Raw genomic sequence first — 22,694 nt, forward strand, 5'->3', positions numbered from 1 at the left:
GGCAGGCACCATCGCGGGGGCCATGACACAATGGCGCCCCGGCAAAAGCGGGTAATGCGGCAGCGCGCCGGGCCTTCGCCCGGCCATCGCGCCGCCCGCCCCGACAACAGAAGATTGACATGGCACTGCTTCAGATTTCCGAACCCGGCATGTCGCCGGCGCCCCACCAGCGACGGCTCGCGGTCGGTATCGACCTTGGCACCACCAATTCGCTGGTAGCGGCCGTCCGCAACAGCATTCCCGAGGTGCTGGCCGACGAGAGCGGCCGCACGCTGCTGCCGTCGGTGGTGCGCTATCTGCCGAACCAGAGCGCGCAGATCGGCTTCCGCGCGCAGGAAGAGGCGGTGCGCGACCCCAAGAACACGATCGTCTCGGTCAAGCGCTTCATGGGCCGTGGCCTGCACGACGTCGCGCATATCGAGCACACCCCGTACGACTTCGTCGACGCGCCGGGCATGCTGCAGATCAAGACCGTCGCCGGCATCAAGAGCCCGGTCGAGGTGTCGGCCGAGATCCTGGCCACGCTGCGCCAGCGCGCCGAGGATGCGCTGGGCGACGACCTGGTCGGCGCGGTGATCACCGTGCCCGCCTATTTCGACGATGCGCAGCGCCAGGCGACCAAGGACGCGGCGCGTCTGGCCGGCCTCGAGGTGCTGCGCCTGCTGAACGAGCCGACCGCGGCGGCGATCGCCTACGGACTCGACAACGCCTCGGAAGGGATCTACGCGGTCTACGACCTGGGCGGCGGCACTTTCGATATCTCTGTGCTGAAGCTGACCAAGGGCGTCTTCGAGGTGATGGCGACCGGCGGCGATTCCGCACTGGGCGGCGACGACTTCGACCAGCGGCTGGTCTGCTGGATCGTCGAGCAGGCCGGCCTGCAGCCGCTGTCGGCCGAGGACACGCGCCTGCTGATGGTGCGTGCGCGCGCCGCCAAGGAAGCGCTGTCGGAAGCCGACAGCACGGTCATCGACGCGGTGCTGGGCACCGGCGAGATCGTCCACCTGCCCTTGACCGCCGAGCAGTTCCGCGAGATGACCGCGCATCTGGTGCAGAAGACACTGGCGCCGGTGCGCAAGGCGCTGCGCGATGCCGGCGTGGCGCCCGACGAGGTCAAGGGCGTGGTGCTGGTCGGCGGCGCCACGCGCATGCCGTCGATCCGCAAGGCGGTTGCCGATTTCTTCGGCCAGCCGCCGCTGACCAATCTCGATCCGGACAAGGTGGTCGCGCTGGGCGCGGCGATGCAGGCCAATCTGCTGGCCGGCAACAACGCGCCGGGCGACGACTGGCTGCTGCTCGACGTGATCCCGCTGTCGCTGGGCGTCGAGACGATGGGCGGCCTGGTCGAGAAGATCATTCCGCGCAACAGCACGATCCCGGTGGCGCGCGCGCAGGAATTCACCACCTTCAAGGACGGCCAGACCGCGATGGCGATCCACGTGCTGCAGGGCGAGCGCGAGCTGGCCAGCGACTGCCGTTCGCTGGCGCGTTTCGAGCTGCGCGGGATTCCGCCGATGGTGGCCGGCGCCGCGCGTATCCGCGTGACCTACCAGGTCGATGCCGATGGCCTGCTGTCGGTGTCGGCGCGCGAGACGCAGTCGGGCGTCGAGGCCTCGATCGCCGTCAAGCCCTCGTACGGGCTCGGCGACGACGATATCGCGCGGATGCTGCAGGACAGCTTCCGCGAGGCCGAGCACGACATGAAGAGCCGTGCGCTGGCCGAGGAGCGCGTCGAGGCCGAGCGCCTGCTCGAGGCCACGCGCAGCGCGCTGCAGGCCGACGGCGATCTGCTGTCGGACGACGAGCGCGCCGAGGTCGAAGCGCTGATGGCGCGCGTACGCGAGACCGCTGCGGGCGACGACCATCTGGCGATCAAGGCCGCCATCGAAACGCTGTCGCGCGGCACCGACGAGTTCGCGGCCCGCCGCATGGACCGCTCGATCAAGCAGGCGCTGGCCGGCCGCAAGGTGCAGGAGCTCGGCTGAGCGCGCTCGCCGCGACCGCCCGCCATCCCCAAATCAGGACCCGATATGCCACAGATTGTCGTACTGCCCCACGCCGAATACTGCCCCGAGGGCGCCGTCATCGAAGCCAGGAAGGGCACCAGCATCTGCGATGTGCTGCTCGAGCATGACATCGAGATCGAGCATGCCTGCGAGAAGTCGTGTGCCTGCACCACTTGCCACGTGGTGGTGCGCGAGGGCTTCGATTCGCTGAACGAAGCCGAAGAGAAAGAGGAAGACCTGCTCGACAAGGCCTGGGGCCTTGAGCCGAATTCCCGGCTGTCCTGCCAGGCGATCGTCGCCGACGAAGACCTGACCATCGAGATTCCCAAATACACGATCAACCACGCCAAGGAAGGCCACTGAGCCTTGCAGTGCCTGCCCGGGCGGCACGGCAACCCCGACGGCGAACGAAGACCTTGGAGAACCCCTGATGAAATGGACCGACACCTATGACATCGCGGCGGCGCTGTACGACAAGTACCCCGACGTCGATCCGCTGACCGTGCGCTTCACCGACCTGCGCCGCTGGGTGCTGGAGCTGGACGGCTTCGACGACCTGCCCGAGCGTTCGGGCGAGAAGATCCTCGAGGCCATCCAGGCCGCGTGGATCGCGGAAGCCGAGTAGGCTGCGGACGCAAAAAAAAGCGCGCTTCCATGAAGCGCGCTTTTTTTGTTGGGCCGCCGCGGCGACCTCAGTCTTCCCGCCGCAGATGCGGGAACAGGATCACGTCGCGGATGTTCGGGCTGTCGGTCAGCAGCATCACCAGGCGGTCGATGCCGATGCCGCAGCCGCCCGTCGGGGGCATGCCGTATTCCAGCGCGCGGATGTAGTCGGCGTCGAAATACATCGCCTCCTCGTCGCCGGCGTCCTTCTGCTCGACCTGCTTGCGGAAGCGCTCGGCCTGGTCCTCGGCATCGTTGAGCTCCGAGAAGCCGTTGGCGATCTCGCGGCCAGTGATGAACAGCTCGAAGCGCTCGGTGATGCCGGGCACGGTGTCGGAGGCGCGCGCCAGCGGCGACACCTCGACCGGATAGTCGACGATGAAGGTCGGCTCCCACAGCTGGCTCTCGGCGGTCTCCTCGAACAGCACCAGTTGCAGCGTGCCCAGTCCGGCGTTCAGGAATTGCGGCGCGCTGGTGTTGACGCCGAACTTCTTCAGCTCGGCACGCAGGAATTCGGCATCGGCCAGCTGCGCATCGGTGTATTGGGGCGCGTACTTCTGGATCGCCTGCGTGATCGTCAGACGATGGAAGGGCTTGCCCAGGTCCAGCTCGCGTCCCTGGTAGGTCAGCGTCGCACTGCCGCGCGCGTCGATCGCCGCCTTGCGGATCAGGTCCTCGGTGAAGTCCATCAGCCACCGGTAGTCGGTATAGGCCGCGTAGAACTCCATCATCGTGAACTCGGGGTTGTGGCGCGGGCTGACCCCCTCGTTGCGGAAATTGCGGTTGATCTCGAACACGCGCTCGAAGCCGCCGACGATCAGCCGCTTCAGATAGAGCTCGGGCGCGATGCGCAGGAACATCTGCATGTCCAGCGCGTTGTGGTGCGTGATGAAGGGCTTGGCCGCGGCGCCGCCGGGAATCGGATGCAGCATCGGCGTTTCGACTTCCATGAAGCCGGCCTCGGCCATATGGCGGCGCAGCGACGAGATCGCCTCGGTCCGGGCGCGGAAGGTCGCGCGCGTCTCCGGCGAAACGATCAGGTCGACATAGCGCTGGCGGTACTTCATTTCCTGGTCGGCCAGGCCGTGGAACTTGTCCGGCAGCGGCCGCAGCGACTTCGACAGCAGGCGCAGCTCCTGCACCTGCACCGACAATTCGCCCTTGTTGGTGCGGAACAGCAGCCCGCGCGCGCTGACGATGTCGCCCAGGTCCCAATGCTTGAACTGCGCGTAGACGTCTTCGCCGACCTTGTCGCGCGTGATGTAGAACTGGATCTGGCCGCTGCCGTCCTGCACCGTGGCGAAGCTGGCCTTGCCCATCACGCGCTTGAGCATCATGCGGCCGGCCACCGCGACCTCGACCGGGCTGGCCTCGAGCGCGGCCTGGTCGGCCTCGCCGTACTGCGCGTGCAGGCTGGCGGCTTGGTGGGTCGGGCGGAAGTCGTTGGGAAAGGCGACGCCTTGCTGACGCAGCGCCTGCAGCTTCTCGCGCCGTTCGGCAATGATCTTGTTTTCGTCGACGGCGGGGGCCTGCTCGGCAGGCGCGCGGGTGGGTTCGGTCATGATGTCGTCAAAGGGCGGGGCACGAGGGCCGCGCGGGAAAGTCAGGTATTGCGGATATCGTCGAGTTCGGTGCTGCCGAAGTCGGCGCGCTGCAGATAGGCGGCGATGCGGGCCGCGGCCTCGTCGGGGCTGGTCAGCTGCGCGTTGGCCTTCAGCGAGCGGAAGCGTTCGACCTGGGCGAAGTCGGCCTCGCGGATCGCGGCCTGCATGCCGGTATCGACCACGCCCGGGGCCAGCGCCACCGCGCGCACGCCGCGCTCGGCCGGCAGCGACGCGTATTCGGCATTGACCGAGCGTACGAACATGTCGAGCGCCGCCTTGCCGGCGCAGTAGGCACTCCAGCCCTCGACCGGCCGGCGCGCGGCGCCCGACGAGATCGCCAGCACCTTGCGCGGGCAGCCAAAGCGCTCGCTGCGCGCCAGAAAGGCCGCGGTCATCGTCATCGGCGACACCAGGTTGGTCATCAGGTGCGGCACCAGCGTGGCCTCCTGCAGCTCGGCGATCGGCGCGATCGGCTCGATCACGCCGGCGTTCAGCACCAGCGTCGCGCTGGCGGGGGCGTCGATGCTGTCGAGCACGCTCGCCAGCCAGCTTGCCCCTTGCGCGGGCTTCGACAGGTCCTGCAGATGCCAGGCGATCGGCACGCCGCTGGCCTGCGCGGCCTGCTCCAGTTCGGCATTGCGGCTGCGCGCCACGCACACCAGCCGGTTGCCCGGCACCATCAGCGCGCGCACCAGCGCGGCGCCCAGCCCGCGCGAGGCGCCGGTGACGATGATCAGATGCGATGCGTCGGTCGTAGCGTCGGTCGATGCGGCTGTGGTCATGGATGTCGCCCTGGCGGAGAGAGAGGTCGGACCCCGCGGCACGGCCGCGCCGCGGGATGGGTGGCGCGGCCGGCGCCGGTGCTGCGCTTACAGGCCCTGTTTCAGGCTCGCTTCGATGAAGTTGTCCAGGTCGCCGTCCAGCACCTTCTGCGTGTTGGACATTTCGACGTTGGTGCGCAGGTCCTTGATGCGGCTCTGGTCCAGCACGTACGAGCGGATCTGGTGGCCCCAGCCCACATCGGTCTTGGTCGATTCGAGCTTGTCGGCCTCGGCCTGGCGCTTGCGCATCTCGTGCTCGTACAGGCGCGACTTCAGCATCGACATCGCCTCGGCGCGGTTGCGGTGCTGCGAGCGGTCGTTCTGGCACTGCACCACGATGCCGGTCGGAATATGCGTGATCCGCACCGCCGAATCGGTCTTGTTGATGTGCTGGCCGCCCGCGCCGGAAGCGCGATAGGTATCGACGCGCAGGTCCGCCGGATTGATCTCGACCTCGAACGAGTCGTCGACCTCCGGATAGACGAACACCGACGAGAACGAGGTGTGCCGGCCGCCCGAGGAATCGAACGGCGACTTGCGCACCAGCCGGTGCACTCCGGTCTCGGTACGCAGATAGCCGAACGCGTATTCGCCCTCGACCTTGATCGTGGCGCTCTTGATGCCGGCGACGTCGCCCTCGGATTCTTCCAGCACTTCGGCCTTGAAGCCCTTGCGCTCGCAGTACTTCAGGTACTGGCGCAGCAGCATCGAGGCCCAGTCGCACGCCTCGGTACCGCCGGCGCCGGCCTGGATGTCGATGAAGGCATTGGCCTGATCGAGTTCGCCGGAGAACATGCGGCGGAACTCCATGTCGGCGACGGTCGCCTCGAAGCCCTTGACGTCCTCTTCGATCGACACCAGCGTGTCGTCATCGCCCTCTTCACGCGCGAGTTCGAACAGCTCCTGCGCGCTTTCCAGATCCTCGGTCAGCTTGCCCAGGACTTGGACCACGCCTTCGAGCATCTTCTTTTCCTTGCCGAGATCCTGGGCCCGCTTCGGGTTGTTCCAGACCTCGGGGTCCTCCAGTTCGCCGTTGACTTCGGCCAGACGTCCTACCTTGACGTCGTAGTCAAAGATACCCCCGTAGATCTTCCGTCCGGGAACGGAGATCGGAGATGGCGCCGGAGATGGCGTTGAGGCGTTCTGCTTCCATGGTGTTCTTGCGCTTTGAAAACCGTGAATTATAGCGGAACGGGGAGGCATTCCCCCGGCAATGGCGGATAATGCGCCGCGCGGAAGGCCGCGCCTGCGGCCGGCCGCCGCCGCGGTCGCCGGGGCGCCACGCAGCTGTTCGCGGACGCCACGCCGAACTGTGGCCGTGACCGATGGTCTACAGTTGCGGGTGCGTCAACCGTTACATCGGTGGCGCCGCTTCCGTTTTTATCCGCCGTTCCAGTCCGCCGCCGCGACAGCCGGGCCCGTAGATCCGGGCCATCGATATTGCGGCGGGCGCCAGATTTCCGATGCCGCCATGACGATGCCAGCCACCACGACCTTCCCGACCGCGACCGCCACCGACGCCCCCGCCATCGGCCGGCGTCGCGCCATCGCCGCGCTGGCCGCCACGATGCTGGCCACGCTGGCCGGCTGCGGCACGGTGGGCGAGGGCGGCCCCGCGCCGGATGGCTTCTACCGTGTCCGCTCCGGTGACACGTTGTATTCGATCGCGCGCCGCCATCGCCGCTCGGTGCGCGATCTGGTGCGCTGGAACGCGTTGCCAAGCGCCGACCGCATCGAAGTGGGCCAGCTGATCCGCGTCCGGCCTGCCGCCGGCGCCACGGCGGCGGCGGCGAGCAACGCCAGCGGCCCGACCACGGTCGAGGACACGCCGCGCGCCGCGGCGCCGTCGAGCCGGCCGCCGTCCAGCCGCATCGCGCTGCAATGGCCGGCGGACGGCACGGTCACGCACGGCTATTCGCCGCCGTCGAGCAAGGGCCTTCGCATCGCGGTGCCGGCCAACGGCACCGTGCGCGCGGCCGCGGCCGGCTGGGCCATCCATGTCGGCGCGCTGCGCGGCTATGGCACGCTGGTGATCGTCAAGCACAACGACGACTGGCTGACGGTCTACGGCAATCTCGATCAGCCGATGGTCAAGGAAGGCGCCCACGTCGACGCCGGCCAGGTGGTGGGCCGCATGGGCGCCGCCGCCAGCGAGCTGCATTTCGAAGTGCGCGGCAACGGCAAGCCGGTCGATCCGGCCAGCATGCTGCCTGCGCGGGGATAGGCATCCGTTTCGTCGTCCCCACGCAGGCGGCGACCCAGTGACTGCAAACTGGCCGGACAAGCCGCTGCCGCCACGCCTGCGCGGGGGCGACAGCGTGAGGCGCCGGCTTGCTATTGCGCGTGCTCGATCACCATCTGCACGCGCGTGACGCCGTTGAAGGTGTTGTTGTCGAGCCGGTAGGCGACCATCGCGCTGGCGCCCAGCGTGTCGGCGTGGTTGAACCAGATCGCGTCGAACTGGCGCTTGCCGCGTCCGAGCTGCAGCTTCAGATGCTTGCCCTTGAGCACGGTCTGGCGCAGCACGTCGAACTCCCCGCAGAAGGTCGGCGGCGGGAAGCCCTGGCCCCATACCTGCTGCTCCAGCAGCGACACGAAGGCCGGATCGAAGCAGTGGTCCTCGATCTCGCCGTCGGTCTCGATCACGCGGGCCAGGTGATCGTCGGTCAGCCATTCGCGGCCGATGCCCTCGAACGCGTCCATGAAGCGTTCGAAGTCGCCGGCCCGCAGCGTCAGGCCGGCCGCCATCGCATGGCCGCCAAACTTGACCAGCAGACCGGGATGACGCTTGGAGACCAGATCGAGCGCATCGCGCAGATGAAAGCCCGGGATCGAGCGGCCCGAGCCCTTGATCGTGGCCTCGTCGCCCGGCGCGAAGGTGATCGTCGGCCGATGGAATTTCTCCTTCAGGCGCGACGCCACGATGCCGATCACGCCCTGGTGCCAGGTGTCGTTGAACACGCTGACGGTAAAGCGCGACGACGGATCGAGCCCGTCCAGCGGACGTTCGAGGATCTGCAGCGCTTCCTGCTGCATGCCCGCCTCGATGTCGCGCCGCTCGCGGTTCATCGCATCGAGCTGCTGGGCGATCTCCCAGGCGCGCTCCGCATCGTCGCTGAGCAGGCATTCGATGCCGAGCGACATGTCCGCCAGCCGTCCCGCGGCGTTCAGCCGCGGCCCCAGGCCGAAGCCGAGATCGAAGGTGGTGGCGCGGCTGGCCTCGCGTCCGGCCGCGCGGAACAGCGCGGCCACGCCCGCATGCATGCGGCCCGCGCGCATGCGCTTCAGGCCCTGCGCGACCAGGATGCGGTTGTTGCTGTCGAGCTTGACCACGTCGGCCACGGTGCCGAGCGCGACCAGATCGAGCAGCGTGTCCAGCCGCGGCTGGCTGGCCGGCGTGAACACGCCGCGCTGGCGCAGTTCGGCGCGCAGCGCCAGCAGCACGTAGAACATCACGCCGACGCCTGCCAGGTTCTTGCTGGGGAAGCCGCAGCCCGGCTGGTTCGGATTGACGATCACCGCGGCGTCGGGCAGCCGGTCGCCCGGCAGATGGTGGTCGGTGACGACCACGTCGATGCCGCGCGCATTGGCCGCGGCCACGCCATCGACGCTCGCGATGCCGTTGTCGACGGTGACGATCACGTCGGGATTGCGCTGCGCCGCCAGCGCGACGATCTCCGGCGTCAGGCCGTAGCCGTATTCGAAGCGGTTCGGCACGATGTAGTCGACCTGCGCGCCGAGCATCCGCAAACCGCGCACGCCGACCGCGCAGGCGGTGGCGCCGTCGCAGTCGTAATCGGCGACGATCAGCAGCCGGCGGCGGGCCGCGATCGCGTCGGCCAGATAGACCGCGGCGCGGTCGATGCCCTTCATCGCCTGCGGCGCCATCAGCTCGGGCAGGTCGGTGGCCAGCTCGCGCGCATGGGTGACGCCGCGCGCCGACAGGATGCGCGCCAGCGTCGGATGCAGGCCCAGCGCGGCGAGGGCGCTGGCGTGGTCGGGCTGGTGGGGGCGGATCGCGATGCGGGTCATGGAGTCGGAACGATAGCGGAGCAGGGGCCGGCGCGGCGGCAACGCATACTGAGCGGGTAAGACGGGAGAAGTGGCATCGGCATGGTCGCGCTCATGCGGCCAGCGCCAGATCGGACAGCAGCGCGCGCCAGTCGCCGCGCATGCCCAGGCCGCGCCAGAACTTGCGCAGGTCGCCCCGGCGCACGGTGAATTCGGCGTGATGGTCGTCGCCGCCGAGCACCAGCGTCAGCGCCTGCAGCCGGCCCGCCTCGAGCGCGGCCAGCGCCGGCGCGAACCAGTCGGCCTCGAGCGCATGCAGCCGCTCGATCCAGCTGCCCCAGTCCTCGGCGATATAGGCCGAGGCGCAGGCATCGAGCAGCGCCATGGCACTGCCGTCGGCGTGCTGCGACGTCTCCGAGGCCAGCGCCGCCAGCGAGGACGGCAAGGGCCGGCATGCGGCGCCGCCGGCCAGCGCCAGCCCGCGCAGCAGCGGATCGTCGGCCAGCACCGTATCGGCCAGCCGCGGCACCGGCCGCAGCGCGCCGCCGCCATGCAGCCAGACCGAGTTGACGGCCAGCGCGCCGCTGGCCTCGCGCGCCTGGTTGACCGGATGGTCGAACCAGGTCATCTGGATCTCGTTCTGCAGCCGGCGCCAGTCACGCTCGCGCGGGCCGGACTGCATCCACACATCGATATTGCGGCCGGCCGCGCGCAGCGGCGGCGTCGCGTCCAGCGGGCCGAACACGGCCTCGGGCAGATACCAGCGGCCGGGATGGGGAGCGTCCAGCGCAATGCCGGAATCGTCCAGCAGCGGCCCGATGGCCTCGCGCAGCGCGGCCGATTCGGCGGCGTCCAGCGTCAGCAGCGCCGGGTCCATCAGCACCAGATGATCGCGCGCGGCATGGATATGGACCGGCTGCAGGCAGACCCACGACTGCTCGTCGCGGCCCGCCGCGGCGCCGCCATGGTCGGCCAGCCGCATGTAGGGGGCGGTGGGCACGCGCGCCGTGTCCAGGCCCGCGCGCGCCGCCAGCCAGCGTTCATGCGGCAGCGAGCGCAGGGCCGTCGGGTCGTAGCCCTGGCCGTGGCGCTCGCGCGCGGTGGCGCCAGCGCGGGTCAGCAACTTTCCCAGCGCCGGCAACTCCAACTGGCGCAGCAGCGCGCCGGCAATGCCGCCACCGGTGCCGTTCGGTTCGTCCAGGCCCTCGGTATCCGCGCCGGGCGGGACCGAAAAGGGCACAATCAGGGTCAGGTGCGTCGTCATGGTTGGCGAGATTGTAAACTCGCGGCTGGCCGGCGCGTCCCGATTCACCGAATTGGCGCCGGATTTGCGCGGGCAGTTGCGCGGGCAATGGCGCGGGCAATTGCGCCCATCGCGCATTGGCAACGAACACAGGAACCGTCTTGAACTTTCCCTACGAGTGGCAGATCGGCTGGCGCTATACCCGCGCCAGCAAACGCGCCAGCCGCAATACCTTCATCTCGTTCATCTCGATGATCTCGATGCTCGGCATCGCGCTCGGCGTGGCCGCGCTGATCGTCGTGCTGTCGGTGATGAACGGCTTCCAGAAGGAGGTGCGGGACCGCATGCTGTCGGTGCTCGCGCATATCGAGGTGATCGGCCCTTCCACGCTGCCCGACTGGCGCCGCACCGCCGCCGAGGCGATGCGCAACAAGGAGGTCGTCGGCGCGGCGCCCTATGTCGCCGCGCAGGCGATGCTGACGCGCGACGACACGGTGCGCGGCGTGCTGCTGCGCGGCGTCGACCCGGCCGAGGAGCCCAAGGTCTCGGACATCGGCAAGCAGTTCAAGGCCGGCAGCCTGAACGAGCTGCAGCCGGGCGGCTTCGGCATCGTGCTTGGCGGCGAGCTGGCCGCGGCGATGGGCGTGCGCGTCGGCGACAAGGTCACGCTGGTGGCGCCGCAGGGCACCATCACGCCGGCCGGCGTGCTGCCGCGGCTCAAGCAGTTCACCGTGGTCGGCTTGTTCTCGTCGGGCCATTACGAGTTCGACAGCGCGCTGGCGCTGATCGACATCCAGGACGCCCAGACGCTGTTCCGGCTCGATGGCCCCAACGGCCTGCGGCTGAAGCTGTCCGACATGCAGCGCGCGCCGCAGGTCGCCGATGCGCTGGCCGGCACGCTGTCCGGCGAGCTCTATCTGCGCGACTGGTCCAAGCAGAACCGCAACTGGTTCGCCGCGGTGCAGACCGAGAAACGGATGATGTTCATCATCCTGACGCTGATCATCGCGGTGGCGGCCTTCAATCTGGTATCGACGCTGGTGATGACCGTGACCGACAAGCAGGCCGATATCGCGATCCTGCGCACGATGGGCGCGCAGCCCGGTTCGATCATGCGCATCTTCATCGTGCAGGGGGTGGCGATCGGCTTCATCGGCACCGTGCTGGGCGTGCTCGGCGGCACGCTGATCGCGACCAATATCGACGTGATCGTGCCCTTCATCGAGCGGATCCTGCAGGTCCAGTTCCTGCCCCGCGACATCTATTTCATCAGCGAATTGCCCTCGGACCCGCGCGTGAACGACATCGCCACCATCGGCACCATTTCCTTCGTGCTGGCCATCCTGGCCACGCTCTATCCCAGCTGGCGCGCCGCGCGCGTGAACCCCGCGGAGGCGCTGCGCTATGAGTGAGACCATGCTGAACCGCGCCGCTTCCCCCGACGCCTGCCCCGCGGCCGTGCCGGCGGGCGCCACCGCCGCGGCAAGGCCGATCCTGACCGCGCAGGGGCTGTGCAAGCGTTTCCGCCAGGGCGGACTCGATGTCGAGGTGCTGCGCGGCGTCGACCTGCGCATCGACGCCGGCGAGAAGGTCGCCATCGTCGGCGCCTCCGGCTCGGGCAAAAGCACGCTGCTGCATGTGCTGGGCGGGCTCGACAATCCCGATTCGGGCAGCGTCGCGCTGCTCGGCAAGCCCTTCACCGATCTGCGCGAGACCGAGCGCAACCTCGTGCGCAACCGCTCGCTCGGCTTCGTCTACCAGTTCCACCATCTGCTGCCGGAGTTCACCGCACTGGACAACGTCGCGATGCCGATGCGCATCCGCGGCCTGCGCCAGGGCGAGGCGCGCGAGGCGGCGCAGGCGATGCTGGCGCGCGTCGGCCTGGGCGAGCGCGCGAAGCACCGTCCGGGCGAGCTGTCGGGCGGCGAGCGGCAGCGCGTGGCGATCGCGCGCGCGCTGGTGGGGCAGCCCGCCTGCGTGCTGGCCGACGAGCCGACCGGCAACCTCGACGACCATACGGCCGGCGGCGTCTACGACCTGATGCTGGAGCTGTCGCGCACGCTGGGCACCAGCTTCGTGATCGTCACCCACGATCTCGATCTGGCCAATCGCTGCGACCGCGTGCTGCGGCTGCGCGACGGCCATCTGCATCGCGAACGCTGACCCGCGGCGCGCCGGAGCCTGTCCCCGATGTGGATCGACACCCATTGCCACCTGGACGCGGCCGAGTTCGATGACGACCGCGACGCGGTGGTGGCCGCCGCGGCCGCGGCCGGCGTCGGCGGCATCGTGCTGCCCGCGGTGGCGGTGTCGAACTTCGCCGCGGTGCGCGCGCTGGCGCATCGCCATCCGGCCTGCGTCTACGCGCTCGGCATCCATCCGCTGTGCACGCCCGGGGCAGGGCAGTCCGATCTGGACGCGCTGCGCAGCGAGGTCGAGGTCGCCTTGTCCGACCCCCGCTTCGTCGGCATCGGCGAGATCGGCCTGGACTTCTTCGTGCCGGGCCTCGACGCGCAGCACCAGAGCTGGCTCTACGTCGAGCAGCTGAAGATCGCGCGCGAGTTCGATCTGCCGGTGCTGCTGCACGTGCGCAAGTCGCAGGATCAGGTTGCCGCGCAACTGCGGCGCGTCGGCGTGCGGCGCGGCATCGCCCATGCCTTCAACGGCAGCGCGCAGCAGGCGCAGCGCTTCGTCGAGCAGGGCTTCAAGCTCGGCTTCGGCGGCAACGTGACGTTCAGCCGCGCGCGGCAGATCCGGCGGCTGGCGGTGGAGTTGCCGCTGGACGCGCTGGTGCTGGAGACCGATGCCCCGGATATCGCGCCGGCCTGGCTGACCGACGACCAGTTCGGCGAACAGCGCAAGGTGCGCAACACGCCGGCCGAGGTGGCGGGCGTCGCGCGCGTGCTGGCCGAACTGCGCGGCATCGATGCCGACGCGTTGGCCCGGGCGACCTGGCGCAATGCGGCCGAGGCGCTGCCCCGGCTGGCCGCCTTTGCCGCGACAATGGCACCGTCCTTCGCCGTGACGGACTGACAAGGTTCGTTCCGCCGCCCGGCGGTATAAACGCGGCATCGTGATCCCTTGAGCGGGGGCGTGCATGTCTGCGGTGCGTGCGGTCGTTGCGGCCGCTATCGTCGTTTCGTTCTCTGCGGCGCCTGCTGTTCCTGCCATTGCCGCGGCCGCTGTTGCCGCCGCCGCTATTGCCGGGCCGCGATGCGCCTGACGCTGTGCGCCTTCGTCGCGGGCTGCTGGCTGGTGCAGCAATTGCCGGCATTGCCGCCAGCGTCGATCGGCGTGACCGCCGGTCTGGCCGCATTGGTCGTGGTGATCGCGCTGTCGCCGCTTGCCGGGCGTCCGGGGCCTTCCTCGATCGGCCTCCATGTGCGCTTGCTGGCCACCGTGCTGGCCGCGCTGATCGTCGGCGCGGCATGGTCCGTCTGGCGTGCCGAGCGTCGCCTGGCCGAGCGGCTTGCGGCGCAGTTCGAAGGCGTCACGCTGTCGCTGACGGGCGTGGTGTCGGGACTGCCGACGGGCAACGGCGAGGGCCTGCGTTTCGCGTTCACGGTCGACGGCGACAGGCCGGCCGGCTTGCCGCCGCTGCTGTCGCTCGGCTGGCAGCAGGCGCCGCCCGATCTGCTGCCCGGCACGCGGCTGGCGGTGACCGCACGGCTGAAGCGGCCACATGGTCTCGCCAATCCGCATGGCTTCGACTACGAATACTGGCTGCTGCAGCGGGGCATTGGCGCAACCGGCTACGTGCTGGCGGCCCGCCCCGCAGCGCCGGTGGCCCTGCGGCCGGCCTGGCGCATTGCCCGCTGGCGTGCGCAGATCCGGTCCCGCATGCTGGCGGCGATGCCGGCCGAGGCGCCGTTGGCGGGCGTGCTGGTGGCGCTGGCGATCGGCGACCAGAGCGGCATCGCCGCCGAGCAGTGGCGCTGGTTCACGCGCACCGGCATCGGCCATCTGGTCAGCATCTCGGGCCTGCATATCACGATGATCTCGGGGCTGGCGGGCGCGCTGGCACGGGCCCTGTGGCGGCGCTCGTTCGGCGTGGGCAGATGGCTGCGGCGGCCGCTGCCGTTGCGTTGTCCGGCGCAGCGGGCGGCGGCGCTGGTCGCCGTGGCGATGGCGCTCGGCTATGGGCTGCTGTCGGGTATGGAGGTGCCGGCGCAACGCACGGTGGCGATGGTATCCGTGGCCGCGCTGGCGCTGTGGTGGCAGCGCCGGCCGCCGGCCTCGCTGGTGCTGGCCTGGGCCGCCGCGGTCGCGCTGGCGCTCGACCCGTGGGCGGTGCGGGCGGCGGGCTTCTGGCTGTCGTTCGGCGCGGTCGCCGCGATCTTCGTGGCGGCGTCGCAGCGAACCGTGGCCGTGACCGGCGGCGAGCCGTCGCAGCGTTCGGTCTGGCAGGCGCGCTGGCAAGGCGTGCGGCGGCACCTGGCCGAGTCGGTGCGCACGCAATGGGCCGTCACGATCGGACTGCTGCCGCCGACGCTGCTGTTGTTCCAGCAGGTGTCGGTGGTGTCGCCGCTGGCCAATGCGCTGGCGATTCCGCTCGTCAGCCTGCTGGTGACGCCGCTGGCGTTGTGCGCGGCGCTGCTGGCCGCCTGGCCCGTGGACTGGCCGGCAGGCGGCGCCATCGCGATGGCGGCCGCATCGCTGCTGGCGCTGGCGCACCAGGCGATGGCATGGCTGGCGGCGGCGCTGGTGCGGCTGGCGGCGCTGGACTGGGCCGTCTGGCAGGCGGCGCGGCCGGACACGGTCGAGCTCGCCTTCGCGCTGCTCGGCACGGCGGTGCTGCTGGCCCCGCGCGCCTTCGGCTGGGGCTGGCGCGTGCACGGCCTGGTGCTGCTGATCCCGATGCTGTCGAGCGGCCGCGCGCCGCTGCCGGCCGCGGCCTTCCGCGCGACGGCGCTCGATGTCGGACAGGGCGCCGCGGTGCTGATCGAGACCCGCGGCCATCGGCTGCTGTACGACGCCGGGCCAGCCTATGGCCCCGCCGACGCGCCACGGCCCAGCGCCGGCGAACGCGTGGTGGTGCCGTTCCTGCGCGCGGTCGGCATCCATTCGCTCGATGCGCTGGTGATCAGCCACGAGGATGCCGATCATGCCGGCGGTGCGCGCGACGTGATGGCCGCGCTGCCGGTCCGGCGCCTGTGGGGCTCGCTGCCGCGTGGCCATCCGCTATGGCGGTGGCCGCCCGGGGGCGGACCCGATGTCGGTCAGGTGTGCGCGGCCGGTATCGCGTGGCAATGGGACGGCGTGCGCTTCGAACTGCTGCATCCGTTGCCGGGGCAGGGCGACGACGCGGCGATCGGCAGCAATGCGCGCAGCTGCGTGCTGCGGGTCTCGAGTCCTTACGCCGCGATGCTGCTGACCGGCGATATCGACCGCGCCGCCGAACTGGCGATGGTGGCGCGCCTGCCGCCCGATGCGCTGCGCGCCGACCTGCTGCTGGTGCCGCACCATGGCAGCCGCACCTCGTCCAGCGACGAATGGCTCGACGCGGTAAGGCCCGCCGCGGCGGTGTTCCAGCTCGGCTATCGCAACCGCTACCGGCATCCGCATGCGCAGGTATGGGCGCGCTATGGCCGCCGCGGGATCGCGCGCTATCGCAGCGATCGCACCGGCGCGGTCGAAGTCGTCGCGGATCGGGACGGCATCGCGATCGCGTCGTTCCGGCAGCAGGCGCGGCGCTACTGGCGGCCGGCGCCGGATGCGCCGGAATGACCGAGTACGGGTTACCGCTTGGCCGCGCGGCGGGCGGCCGGGCTCGCCGCACGCTTGGTCGCGGGCGTAGTCACTCGCTTCGACGCACCTTTTGCCGCCGGACCCGCGCTGCGGCGCACCTTGCCGCGCGGCAGCGGCTCGAGCGCGTGGCTCGGCTCGGCGCTGGCGATGCGGCGTTCGCGCAGATGCGCCTTCGCGCGTTGCAGGCGGCCCGCCATCGTGTCGGCCCGTGCCAGCGCGACGCCCGCGGCCAGCACATCGCCAAGCACCAGATGGCTGATGCGCGAGGTCATCGGCGTATAGACCTCGCTGTCCTCCTCGACATCGGAGAACACGCAGACGTCGGCGAGCGCGGCCAGCGGCGAGCCGCTGTGCGTCAGCGCCAGCACGCTGGCGCCCGCGCCGCGCGCCAGCGTGGCGGCGGTCAGCATGTCCCAGGTGCGGCCGCTGTTCGATACCAGCACCGCGACATCGCCCGGCGCCAGCAGCGCGGCCGACATGCTGAACACATGCGGGTCGGAGTACGCGACGGTGGGCATGCCGAGACGGAAGAACTTGTGCTGGATGTCGAGGGCGACGATGCCGGAATTGCCGCAGCCGTAGAACTCGATGCGGCGCGCGCCGGCCAGCAGCGCGATGCCGTGCTCGATCTGATCGGCCGACAGCGCATTGCGCACCGACATCAATGTCGCGATGGTGCGGTCGAAGACCTTGCCGGCAATATCGGCCGGCCGGTCCTGCGGGTTGACGTCCTGGTGCACGAACGGCGTGCCGGCGCCGACGGTCTGCGCGAACTGCAGCTTGAACTCGCGAAAGCCGTCGTAGCCGAGCGCCGCGCAAAAGCGTGCGATGGTCGGCTGCGACACGCCGGCAAGGCGAGCGAGCTCCGGCATCGACAGCCGGATCACGCTGGCGCCGTGGCGCGCGACATAGTCGGCGAGGCGGCGTTCGGAGGGACGAAGGGAGTCGTAGACGGCGAGGATGCGGTCGCGCATGAGGGCGGCAAGAGTGGGATTGGATCGAAGTATGTAGAGATTCTACTTTGCCGGCCGAATGATCGGGCCGAACGCGGTGCGCCGCAGTCGGGAATAACCCTGATGAAAGAAGAGGAGAGGGCCATTTTCGCCGGGGTTTTTCGTCGGTATCGATGAGCCGGTGCGGAAAGGGGCTTCTGGAATGGCGCTGTCATCCGGTAGAATGTAGAAATTCTACACAAATTGCCTCGCCGGGATCCGCCGATATCCCGCTCAACGAACCGCCCGATTCCCTGTTCGCCTCCCGATACCGAATGCCACAGACTCTCGATCCCGCCGTGCGCGACGTCACCGAGCGCATCGTCGAACGCAGCCGTGCCAGCCGCGCCGCCTATCTGGAGCGCTGCGCCCGCGCGCAACGCGAACAGGGGCCGGCGCAGGGGCTGTCCTGCGCCAACCTGGCCCATGGCTATGCCGCGCTGCCGGCCGCCGACAAGTTGAAGCTGCGCGTCGAACACGCGCTGAACCTCGGCATCGTCACCGCGTACAACGACATGCTGTCGGCGCACCAGCCCTACGAGCGCTATCCCGCGCTGATTCGCGCGGCCGCGCGCGAGGCGGGGGCGGTGGCACAGGTGGCCGGCGGCGTGCCGGCGATGTGCGACGGCATCACGCAGGGCAATCCTGGCATGGAGCTGTCGCTGTTCTCGCGCGATGCGATCGCGATGGGCACCGCGATCGCGCTGTCGCACAACACCTTCGATGCGGTGGTGATGCTCGGCGTCTGCGACAAGATCGTGCCGGGGCTGGTGATGGGCGCGTTGCAGTTCGGCCATCTGCCGGTGGTGATGGTGCCGGCCGGCCCAATGGCCAGCGGCCTGCCCAACAAGGAGAAGGCGCGTGTGCGCCAGCTGTACGCGACCGGCCAGGTCGGCCGCGATGCGCTGCTCGAGGCCGAGTGCCAGGCCTATCACGGCGCGGGCACCTGCACCTTCTACGGCACCGCCAACAGCAACCAGCTGCTGATGGAAATCATGGGCCTGCATCTGCCGGGCGCGGCCTTCGTGCCGCCGGAGGGCGGCCTGCGCGATGCGCTGACGGCGGCCGCGGCGCAGCGCGCGCTGGCGCTGTCGGCGCGCGGCGATGGCTATCTGCCGATCTGCCGCGTCGTCGACGAACGCGCGGTCGTCAACGGCATCGTCGGGCTGCTGGCCACCGGCGGCTCGACCAACCACACGATCCACCTGGTGGCGATGGCGCGCGCGGCCGGCATCGTGATCGACTGGGACGACTTCGACCGGCTGTCGCGCGTGACGCCGCTGCTTGCTCGCGTTTATCCGAACGGCGCCGCCGACGTCAACCATTTCCATGCGGCCGGCGGCGTCGGCTTCGTGATTCGCCAGCTGCTCGATGCCGGGCTGCTGCACGAGGACGTCGATACCGTGGCCGGCCCGGGACTATCGCGCTATGCGCGGGAGCCGGTGCTGCACGACGGTGCGCTGCAGTGGCGCGATGCCCCGGCGCAAAGCGGAGACCCGCAGGTGCTCGCGCCGATCGCGCGGCCCTTCGATCGCGAGGGCGGGCTGCGGCTGATGTCCGGCAATCTGGGGCGGGGCGTGATCAAGGTGTCGGCGGTGGCGCCCGAGCACCGGATTGTCGAGGCGCCGGCGCGCGTGTTCGATTCCCAGCAGGCGCTGCAGGACGCGTTCGCGCGCGGCGAGCTCGACCGCGACGTCATCGTCGTGGTGCGCTTCCAGGGGCCGAACGCCAATGGCATGCCCGAGCTGCACCGGCTGACGCCGCCGCTGGGCGCGCTGCAGGACGCCGGCCATCGCGTCGCGCTGGTTACCGACGGCCGTATGTCGGGCGCTTCCGGCAAGGTGCCGGCGGTGATCCACGTCGGACCGGAAGCGAGTGCAGGGGGGCCGCTGGCGCGTGTGCGCGACGGCGACCTGCTGCGGGTCGATGCGGTCGCCGGCACGCTGGCCTGGCTCGGCGATCCGGCAGAGTTCGCCGCGCGCGTGCCCGCTGCGCCGCCGCAGGACCGGTTCGCCGACTACAGCCTTGGCCGCGGCCTGTTCGGGCTGTTCCGCCGCCACGCGCGCGGCGCCGAGCTGGGCGGCAGCGCGCTGGACCTCAGCGAGGCCGATGCGATGGCGGCGCCGCGCGCACTATAGTCGTGCTGTAGTCGTGCTGTCGGGCGTACTTGCGGCAGCCGTTATCCGGAACGCGCTATCCGCTACCCGCTGGGCGATATCCGATACCGAATCAATCCCGAAGTTGGCCGGACCTGGCGTCCGGCCTCGACCGCCCGCACGCGAACTCGCCGGCGCGCGGTCAGACCAACAAGGACGGCACCGACCGTCCGATCCTGATCGATGGAGCAGACATGATCTATATCCTGATGGGCGTCTCCGGCAGCGGCAAGACCACGGTCGGCTCGCTGCTGGCGCAGGCGCTGCATTGCGGCTTCCATGACGCCGATGAATTCCACAGCGCCGCCAACAAGGCGAAGATGGCCGCGGGCATTCCGCTGACCGACGAAGACCGCTGGCCCTGGTTGGACGCGATGCGTGCGGCCATCGATCAGGCCCGCGCGGAGGGCCGCCCGCACGTGTTTACCTGCTCCGCGCTGCGCCAGATCTATCGCGACCGGCTGACGCCACCCGACGGCGGGGTCAGCTTCATCTACCTGAAGGGCGACATCGACGTGCTGCGTACCCGCCTGGCCGGCCGCAGCGGACACTTCTTCGATCCCAAGCTGCTGCAGAGCCAGCTCGATACGCTGGAGGAGCCGCGCGACGCGCTGGTGCTCGATATTCGCAAGCCGCCCGAGGAACTGGTGCGCCAGATCCTGCAGGAGCGCCCGCCCGTCCGCGGCAGCCAGCCGGTGCACTGAATTGGTGTCGCGGAGCGGCGTGTTCCCGCGCCGCTCCCGGCCATTCCATGCCGTTTCCTGTCCCGGCGCGGCTTTCCGCCCCGTTTTGTGCAACGGTGCCACTGGCAGACATCTTGCTTGAATGTCTGCCAAGGCACCTGGCTTCCTTCTCGGGGGCGGCGGCCGGACGTATGCTGTAGGAGTCAACGATGCGCGGCGGCCGGTCGGGCGCCCGGTACAGGGGGAGGGCATCATGGCGGCGCGGTTTTTCGATGAAATGCTGGACTGGCGCGGCGACGCGCCGCCGAACATCGCCGCCGGGCAGGCCTTGCCGTCCGACGCGATCCGGCCGCACTACCGCCATTTCGCCGACTGGCTGGCGCGCCAGTCGGACGCGACGATGGCCAACAAGCGCGCGGAGGCCGATCTGGTGTTCCGGCGCGTGGGCATCACGTTCGCCGTCTATGGCGACAAGGACGAGGACAACAGCGGCACCGAGCGCACCATTCCGTTCGACGTGATTCCGCGCATCTTTCCCGCCGGCGAATGGGCGCTGCTGGAACGGGGGCTGCGCCAGCGCGTCGCCGCGCTGAACCGCTTCATCCACGATATCTATCACGGTCAGGACATCATCCGCGCTGGCGTGATTCCGCCCGAGCAGGTCTACGACAACGCGCAGTACCGGCCCGAGATGCTGGGCATCGACGTGCCGCGCGACATCTACGCGCATGTCGCCGGCATCGATGTGGTGCGCGCCGGCGAGGGCCAGTTCTATGTGCTCGAGGACAATCTGCGGGTGCCGTCCGGCGTCTCGTACATGCTCGAGAACCGCAAGATGATGATGCGACTGTTCCCCGAGCTGTTCGCCCGCAATCGCGTCGCGCCGGTGGCCCACTATCCGGATCTGCTGCTCGACATGCTGCGCAGCGTGTCGCCGCAGGGCATGGCCGATCCCACCGTGGTGGTGCTGACGCCGGGCATGTACAACTCCGCGTACTTCGAACACGCGTTCCTCGCGCAGCAGATGGGCATCGAACTGGTCGAGGGCAGCGACCTGTTCGTGCAGGACGACTATCTGTACATGCGCACCACGCAGGGGCCGCAGCGCGTCGACGTGATCTACCGCCGCGTCGACGACGACTTCCTCGATCCGCTGGTGTTCCGGCCCGACTCGACGCTGGGCGCGGCCGGCATGCTGGCGGTCTATCGCGCCGGCAATGTCACGGTCTGCAATGCGATCGGCACCGGCGTCGCCGACGACAAGTCGATCTATCCCTATGTCCCCGAGATGATCCGCTTCTATCTGGGCGAGGAACCGCTGCTGGCCAACGTGCCGACCTATATGTGCCGGCGCCCGGACGATCTGCAGTACGTGCTCGACCATATGGACGAACTGGTGGTCAAGGAAACGCATGGCGCCGGCGGCTACGGCATGCTGGTCGGGCCGGCGGCGACGCGCGCGGAGATCGACGCGTTCCGCGAGGTGGTCAAGGCGCGGCCGCATCAGTACATCGCGCAGCCGACGCTGGCGCTGTCGACTTGTCCGACCTATGTCGAGGCCGGCATCGCGCCGCGGCATATCGATCTGCGGCCGTTCGTGCTGTCGGGCAAGGAGGTGCGCATGGTGCCGGGCGGCTTGACGCGCGTGGCGCTGCGCGAGGGATCGCTGGTGGTCAATTCCTCGCAGGGCGGCGGCACCAAGGACACCTGGGTGCTGGAGCGCTGAGCCGCCGAGCCTTCGACAACGACGGCAGCCCTGCCGACCCCGCGATCTTCGACCGGACCACGGAGAGCCATCATGCTGAGCCGCACCGCCGACCACCTGTTCTGGATGGCGCGCTACACCGAGCGCGCCGAGAATACCGCGCGCATGCTCGACGTCAATTACCAGACCTCGCTGCTGCCGCAATCGATCGAGGTGGCCGAGCAGGGCTGGTGGGCGATGCTCGATATCTCGGAGCTGACGCACGCGTTCGACCACAAGTACGGGCTGCTGTCGCGCGAGGACGTGATCGACTTCATGGTGCGCGACATGACCAACCCCTCGTCGATCATGAGCTGCCTGCGCGCGGCGCGCGAGAACGCACGGGCGGTGCGCGGCTCGCTGACCACCGAGGTGTGGGAGACGCTGAACACCACGTGGCTGGACGTGCAGCGGATGATCTCGGACGGCGTGCTGCGCGACGATCCGTCGCAGTTCTTCGAGTGGGTCAAGTTCCGCTCGCACCTGGCGCGCGGCGTGCAGTTCGGCACCATGCTGAAGGACGATGCCTTCCACTTCATGCGGCTGGGCACCTTCCTGGAGCGCGCCGACAACACCGCGCGGATCCTCGACGTCAAGTTCCAGGCGACCGGCAGCGAAAACGGCGGCGGCGAGCGGACCGAGCAGGACTTCTACCACTGGGCCGCGGTGCTGCGTTCGGTGTCGGGCTTCGAGGTCTACCGCAAGATCTACCGCACGGTGATCACGCCGGTGCGCGTCGCCGAACTGCTGATCCTGCGTCCCGACATGCCGCGCTCGCTGGTGTCGAGCATGGACGAGGTGGTGGCGATCCTGGCGCTGGTGCGCAACCAGCAATCGGCCGAGACCGAGCGGCAGGCTGGTAAACTGCATGCCGACCTCAAATACGCGCGCATCGACGACATCTTCGCGGTCGGGCTGCACGCGTTCCTGACCAGCTTTCTCGAACGCATCGGCGATCTGGGCAGCGGCATCAGCCGGGACTTCCTGGTGCCGCCGCTGGCAGCCTGAAAGCCTGAACCCGGC

18 protein-coding genes are annotated in these 22,694 nt (G+C 69.6%); 12 read left to right on the top strand and 6 right to left on the bottom strand.

The window, feature by feature from the left end:
• The first annotated feature begins 119 nt into the window (after positions 1 to 119).
• The 3 genes from hscA to iscX all read left to right on the top strand — a co-directional run bounded on the left by hscA (position 120) and on the right by iscX (position 2,631).
• Complete coding sequence (gene hscA, locus FOB47_RS15350) at positions 120 to 1,985, top strand: Fe-S protein assembly chaperone HscA (protein WP_174781465.1); 1,866 nt, start codon at positions 120 to 122, stop codon at positions 1,983 to 1,985.
• Between the two features lie 45 nt (positions 1,986 to 2,030).
• Positions 2,031 to 2,369, top strand: coding sequence for an ISC system 2Fe-2S type ferredoxin (fdx, locus tag FOB47_RS15355; protein WP_053821506.1), 339 nt, complete (start codon positions 2,031 to 2,033; stop codon positions 2,367 to 2,369).
• A 67-nt stretch (positions 2,370 to 2,436) separates the two neighbouring features.
• On the top strand, positions 2,437 to 2,631 hold the full coding sequence (gene iscX, locus FOB47_RS15360) for a Fe-S cluster assembly protein IscX (RefSeq protein WP_006577719.1): 195 nt from the start codon (positions 2,437 to 2,439) through the stop codon (positions 2,629 to 2,631).
• Between the two features lie 67 nt (positions 2,632 to 2,698).
• Here iscX and lysS read toward each other — a convergent pair whose 3' ends face one another.
• From lysS to prfB, 3 genes are all read right to left on the bottom strand, one after another.
• Entirely contained in the window at positions 2,699 to 4,231 is a 1,533-nt protein-coding gene (gene lysS / locus FOB47_RS15365; RefSeq protein ID WP_174781466.1) for a lysine--tRNA ligase, read from the bottom strand.
• A 41-nt stretch (positions 4,232 to 4,272) separates the two neighbouring features.
• The gene (locus FOB47_RS15370) at positions 4,273 to 5,055 is read right to left on the bottom strand and encodes an SDR family oxidoreductase (protein WP_174781467.1); all 783 of its coding nucleotides are present in this window, start codon (positions 5,053 to 5,055) and stop codon (positions 4,273 to 4,275) included.
• A gap of 87 nt (positions 5,056 to 5,142) precedes the next feature.
• Positions 5,143 to 6,247 (bottom strand): peptide chain release factor 2 gene (gene prfB / locus FOB47_RS15375; RefSeq protein WP_144425760.1). Its coding sequence is split into 2 segments (ribosomal slippage): positions 5,143 to 6,165 and positions 6,167 to 6,247, totalling 1,104 coding nucleotides; the frame shifts between segments, so codons are not numbered across the junction.
• Positions 6,248 to 6,571: 324 nt separating this feature from the next.
• Here prfB and FOB47_RS15380 point away from each other — a divergent pair.
• Complete coding sequence (locus FOB47_RS15380; protein WP_151023243.1) at positions 6,572 to 7,318, top strand: M23 family metallopeptidase; 747 nt, start codon at positions 6,572 to 6,574, stop codon at positions 7,316 to 7,318.
• A gap of 110 nt (positions 7,319 to 7,428) precedes the next feature.
• Here FOB47_RS15380 and recJ read toward each other — a convergent pair whose 3' ends face one another.
• Positions 7,429 to 9,126 carry a single-stranded-DNA-specific exonuclease RecJ gene (gene recJ / locus FOB47_RS15385; RefSeq protein WP_174781468.1) on the bottom strand — a complete coding sequence of 566 codons (1,698 nt, stop codon included), beginning with the start codon at positions 9,124 to 9,126 and terminating at the stop codon, positions 7,429 to 7,431.
• Positions 9,127 to 9,217: 91 nt separating this feature from the next.
• On the bottom strand, positions 9,218 to 10,369 hold the full coding sequence (locus tag FOB47_RS15390; protein WP_174781469.1) for a hypothetical protein: 1,152 nt from the start codon (positions 10,367 to 10,369) through the stop codon (positions 9,218 to 9,220).
• Between the two features lie 140 nt (positions 10,370 to 10,509).
• Between FOB47_RS15390 and FOB47_RS15395 the strand changes: the two genes are divergently transcribed.
• From FOB47_RS15395 to FOB47_RS15410, 4 genes are all read left to right on the top strand, one after another.
• Complete coding sequence (locus tag FOB47_RS15395; protein WP_053821509.1) at positions 10,510 to 11,760, top strand: lipoprotein-releasing ABC transporter permease subunit; 1,251 nt, start codon at positions 10,510 to 10,512, stop codon at positions 11,758 to 11,760.
• Positions 11,753 to 12,511, top strand: a complete 759-nt coding sequence (gene lolD, locus FOB47_RS15400; protein ID WP_053821510.1) for a lipoprotein-releasing ABC transporter ATP-binding protein LolD — start codon at positions 11,753 to 11,755, stop codon at positions 12,509 to 12,511. The genes FOB47_RS15395 and lolD overlap by 8 nt, the downstream gene beginning before the upstream one ends.
• A gap of 27 nt (positions 12,512 to 12,538) precedes the next feature.
• Positions 12,539 to 13,381 (top strand): TatD family hydrolase, encoded by an 843-nt coding sequence (locus FOB47_RS15405; RefSeq protein ID WP_053821511.1) that lies wholly within the window; start codon positions 12,539 to 12,541, stop codon positions 13,379 to 13,381.
• A 180-nt stretch (positions 13,382 to 13,561) separates the two neighbouring features.
• Entirely contained in the window at positions 13,562 to 16,075 is a 2,514-nt protein-coding gene (locus FOB47_RS15410) for a DNA internalization-related competence protein ComEC/Rec2 (RefSeq protein ID WP_174781470.1), read from the top strand.
• A gap of 11 nt (positions 16,076 to 16,086) precedes the next feature.
• Here the strand turns inward: FOB47_RS15410 and FOB47_RS15415 are convergent, their stop codons facing one another.
• Positions 16,087 to 17,070 carry a MurR/RpiR family transcriptional regulator gene (locus tag FOB47_RS15415; protein WP_174781471.1) on the bottom strand — a complete coding sequence of 328 codons (984 nt, stop codon included), beginning with the start codon at positions 17,068 to 17,070 and terminating at the stop codon, positions 16,087 to 16,089.
• Between the two features lie 293 nt (positions 17,071 to 17,363).
• On the opposite strand from FOB47_RS15415, the gene edd reads away from it, so the two are divergent.
• From edd to FOB47_RS15435, 4 genes are all read left to right on the top strand, one after another.
• Positions 17,364 to 19,226 carry a phosphogluconate dehydratase gene (gene edd, locus FOB47_RS15420; RefSeq protein WP_174781472.1) on the top strand — a complete coding sequence of 621 codons (1,863 nt, stop codon included), beginning with the start codon at positions 17,364 to 17,366 and terminating at the stop codon, positions 19,224 to 19,226.
• A 212-nt stretch (positions 19,227 to 19,438) separates the two neighbouring features.
• Positions 19,439 to 19,948: a gluconokinase gene (locus tag FOB47_RS15425; protein ID WP_053821514.1), complete on the top strand. Its 510-nt coding sequence runs from the start codon at positions 19,439 to 19,441 to the stop codon at positions 19,946 to 19,948.
• Positions 19,949 to 20,180: 232 nt separating this feature from the next.
• A complete protein-coding gene (locus tag FOB47_RS15430; protein WP_174781473.1) occupies positions 20,181 to 21,653 on the top strand; it encodes a circularly permuted type 2 ATP-grasp protein in 1,473 nt (490 codons plus the stop codon).
• Positions 21,654 to 21,725: 72 nt separating this feature from the next.
• Complete coding sequence (locus FOB47_RS15435) at positions 21,726 to 22,679, top strand: alpha-E domain-containing protein (protein WP_053821515.1); 954 nt, start codon at positions 21,726 to 21,728, stop codon at positions 22,677 to 22,679.
• The last annotated feature ends 15 nt before the right edge of the window (positions 22,680 to 22,694 follow it).

The organism is Cupriavidus gilardii, assembly GCF_013347325.1.
Classification (GTDB): domain Bacteria; phylum Pseudomonadota; class Gammaproteobacteria; order Burkholderiales; family Burkholderiaceae; genus Cupriavidus; species Cupriavidus gilardii.

Bases quoted from the DNA above. Each gene is read 5' to 3' on its own strand.
- FOB47_RS15415 (WP_174781471.1), bottom strand. From the start codon at position 17,070: ATGCGCGACCGCATCCTCGCCGTCTACGACTCCCTTCGTCCCTCCGAA.
- FOB47_RS15435 (WP_053821515.1), top strand. From the start codon at position 21,726: ATGCTGAGCCGCACCGCCGACCACCTGTTCTGGATGGCGCGCTACACC.
- FOB47_RS15430 (WP_174781473.1), top strand. From the start codon at position 20,181: ATGGCGGCGCGGTTTTTCGATGAAATGCTGGACTGGCGCGGCGACGCG.
- FOB47_RS15390 (WP_174781469.1), bottom strand. From the start codon at position 10,369: ATGACGACGCACCTGACCCTGATTGTGCCCTTTTCGGTCCCGCCCGGC.
- hscA (WP_174781465.1), top strand. From the start codon at position 120: ATGGCACTGCTTCAGATTTCCGAACCCGGCATGTCGCCGGCGCCCCAC.
- FOB47_RS15410 (WP_174781470.1), top strand. From the start codon at position 13,562: ATGCGCCTGACGCTGTGCGCCTTCGTCGCGGGCTGCTGGCTGGTGCAG.
- iscX (WP_006577719.1), top strand. From the start codon at position 2,437: ATGAAATGGACCGACACCTATGACATCGCGGCGGCGCTGTACGACAAG.
- FOB47_RS15370 (WP_174781467.1), bottom strand. From the start codon at position 5,055: ATGACCACAGCCGCATCGACCGACGCTACGACCGACGCATCGCATCTG.
- lysS (WP_174781466.1), bottom strand. From the start codon at position 4,231: ATGACCGAACCCACCCGCGCGCCTGCCGAGCAGGCCCCCGCCGTCGAC.
- edd (WP_174781472.1), top strand. From the start codon at position 17,364: ATGCCACAGACTCTCGATCCCGCCGTGCGCGACGTCACCGAGCGCATC.
- FOB47_RS15380 (WP_151023243.1), top strand. From the start codon at position 6,572: ATGCCAGCCACCACGACCTTCCCGACCGCGACCGCCACCGACGCCCCC.
- FOB47_RS15405 (WP_053821511.1), top strand. From the start codon at position 12,539: ATGTGGATCGACACCCATTGCCACCTGGACGCGGCCGAGTTCGATGAC.
- fdx (WP_053821506.1), top strand. From the start codon at position 2,031: ATGCCACAGATTGTCGTACTGCCCCACGCCGAATACTGCCCCGAGGGC.
- FOB47_RS15425 (WP_053821514.1), top strand. From the start codon at position 19,439: ATGATCTATATCCTGATGGGCGTCTCCGGCAGCGGCAAGACCACGGTC.
- lolD (WP_053821510.1), top strand. From the start codon at position 11,753: ATGAGTGAGACCATGCTGAACCGCGCCGCTTCCCCCGACGCCTGCCCC.
- recJ (WP_174781468.1), bottom strand. From the start codon at position 9,126: ATGACCCGCATCGCGATCCGCCCCCACCAGCCCGACCACGCCAGCGCC.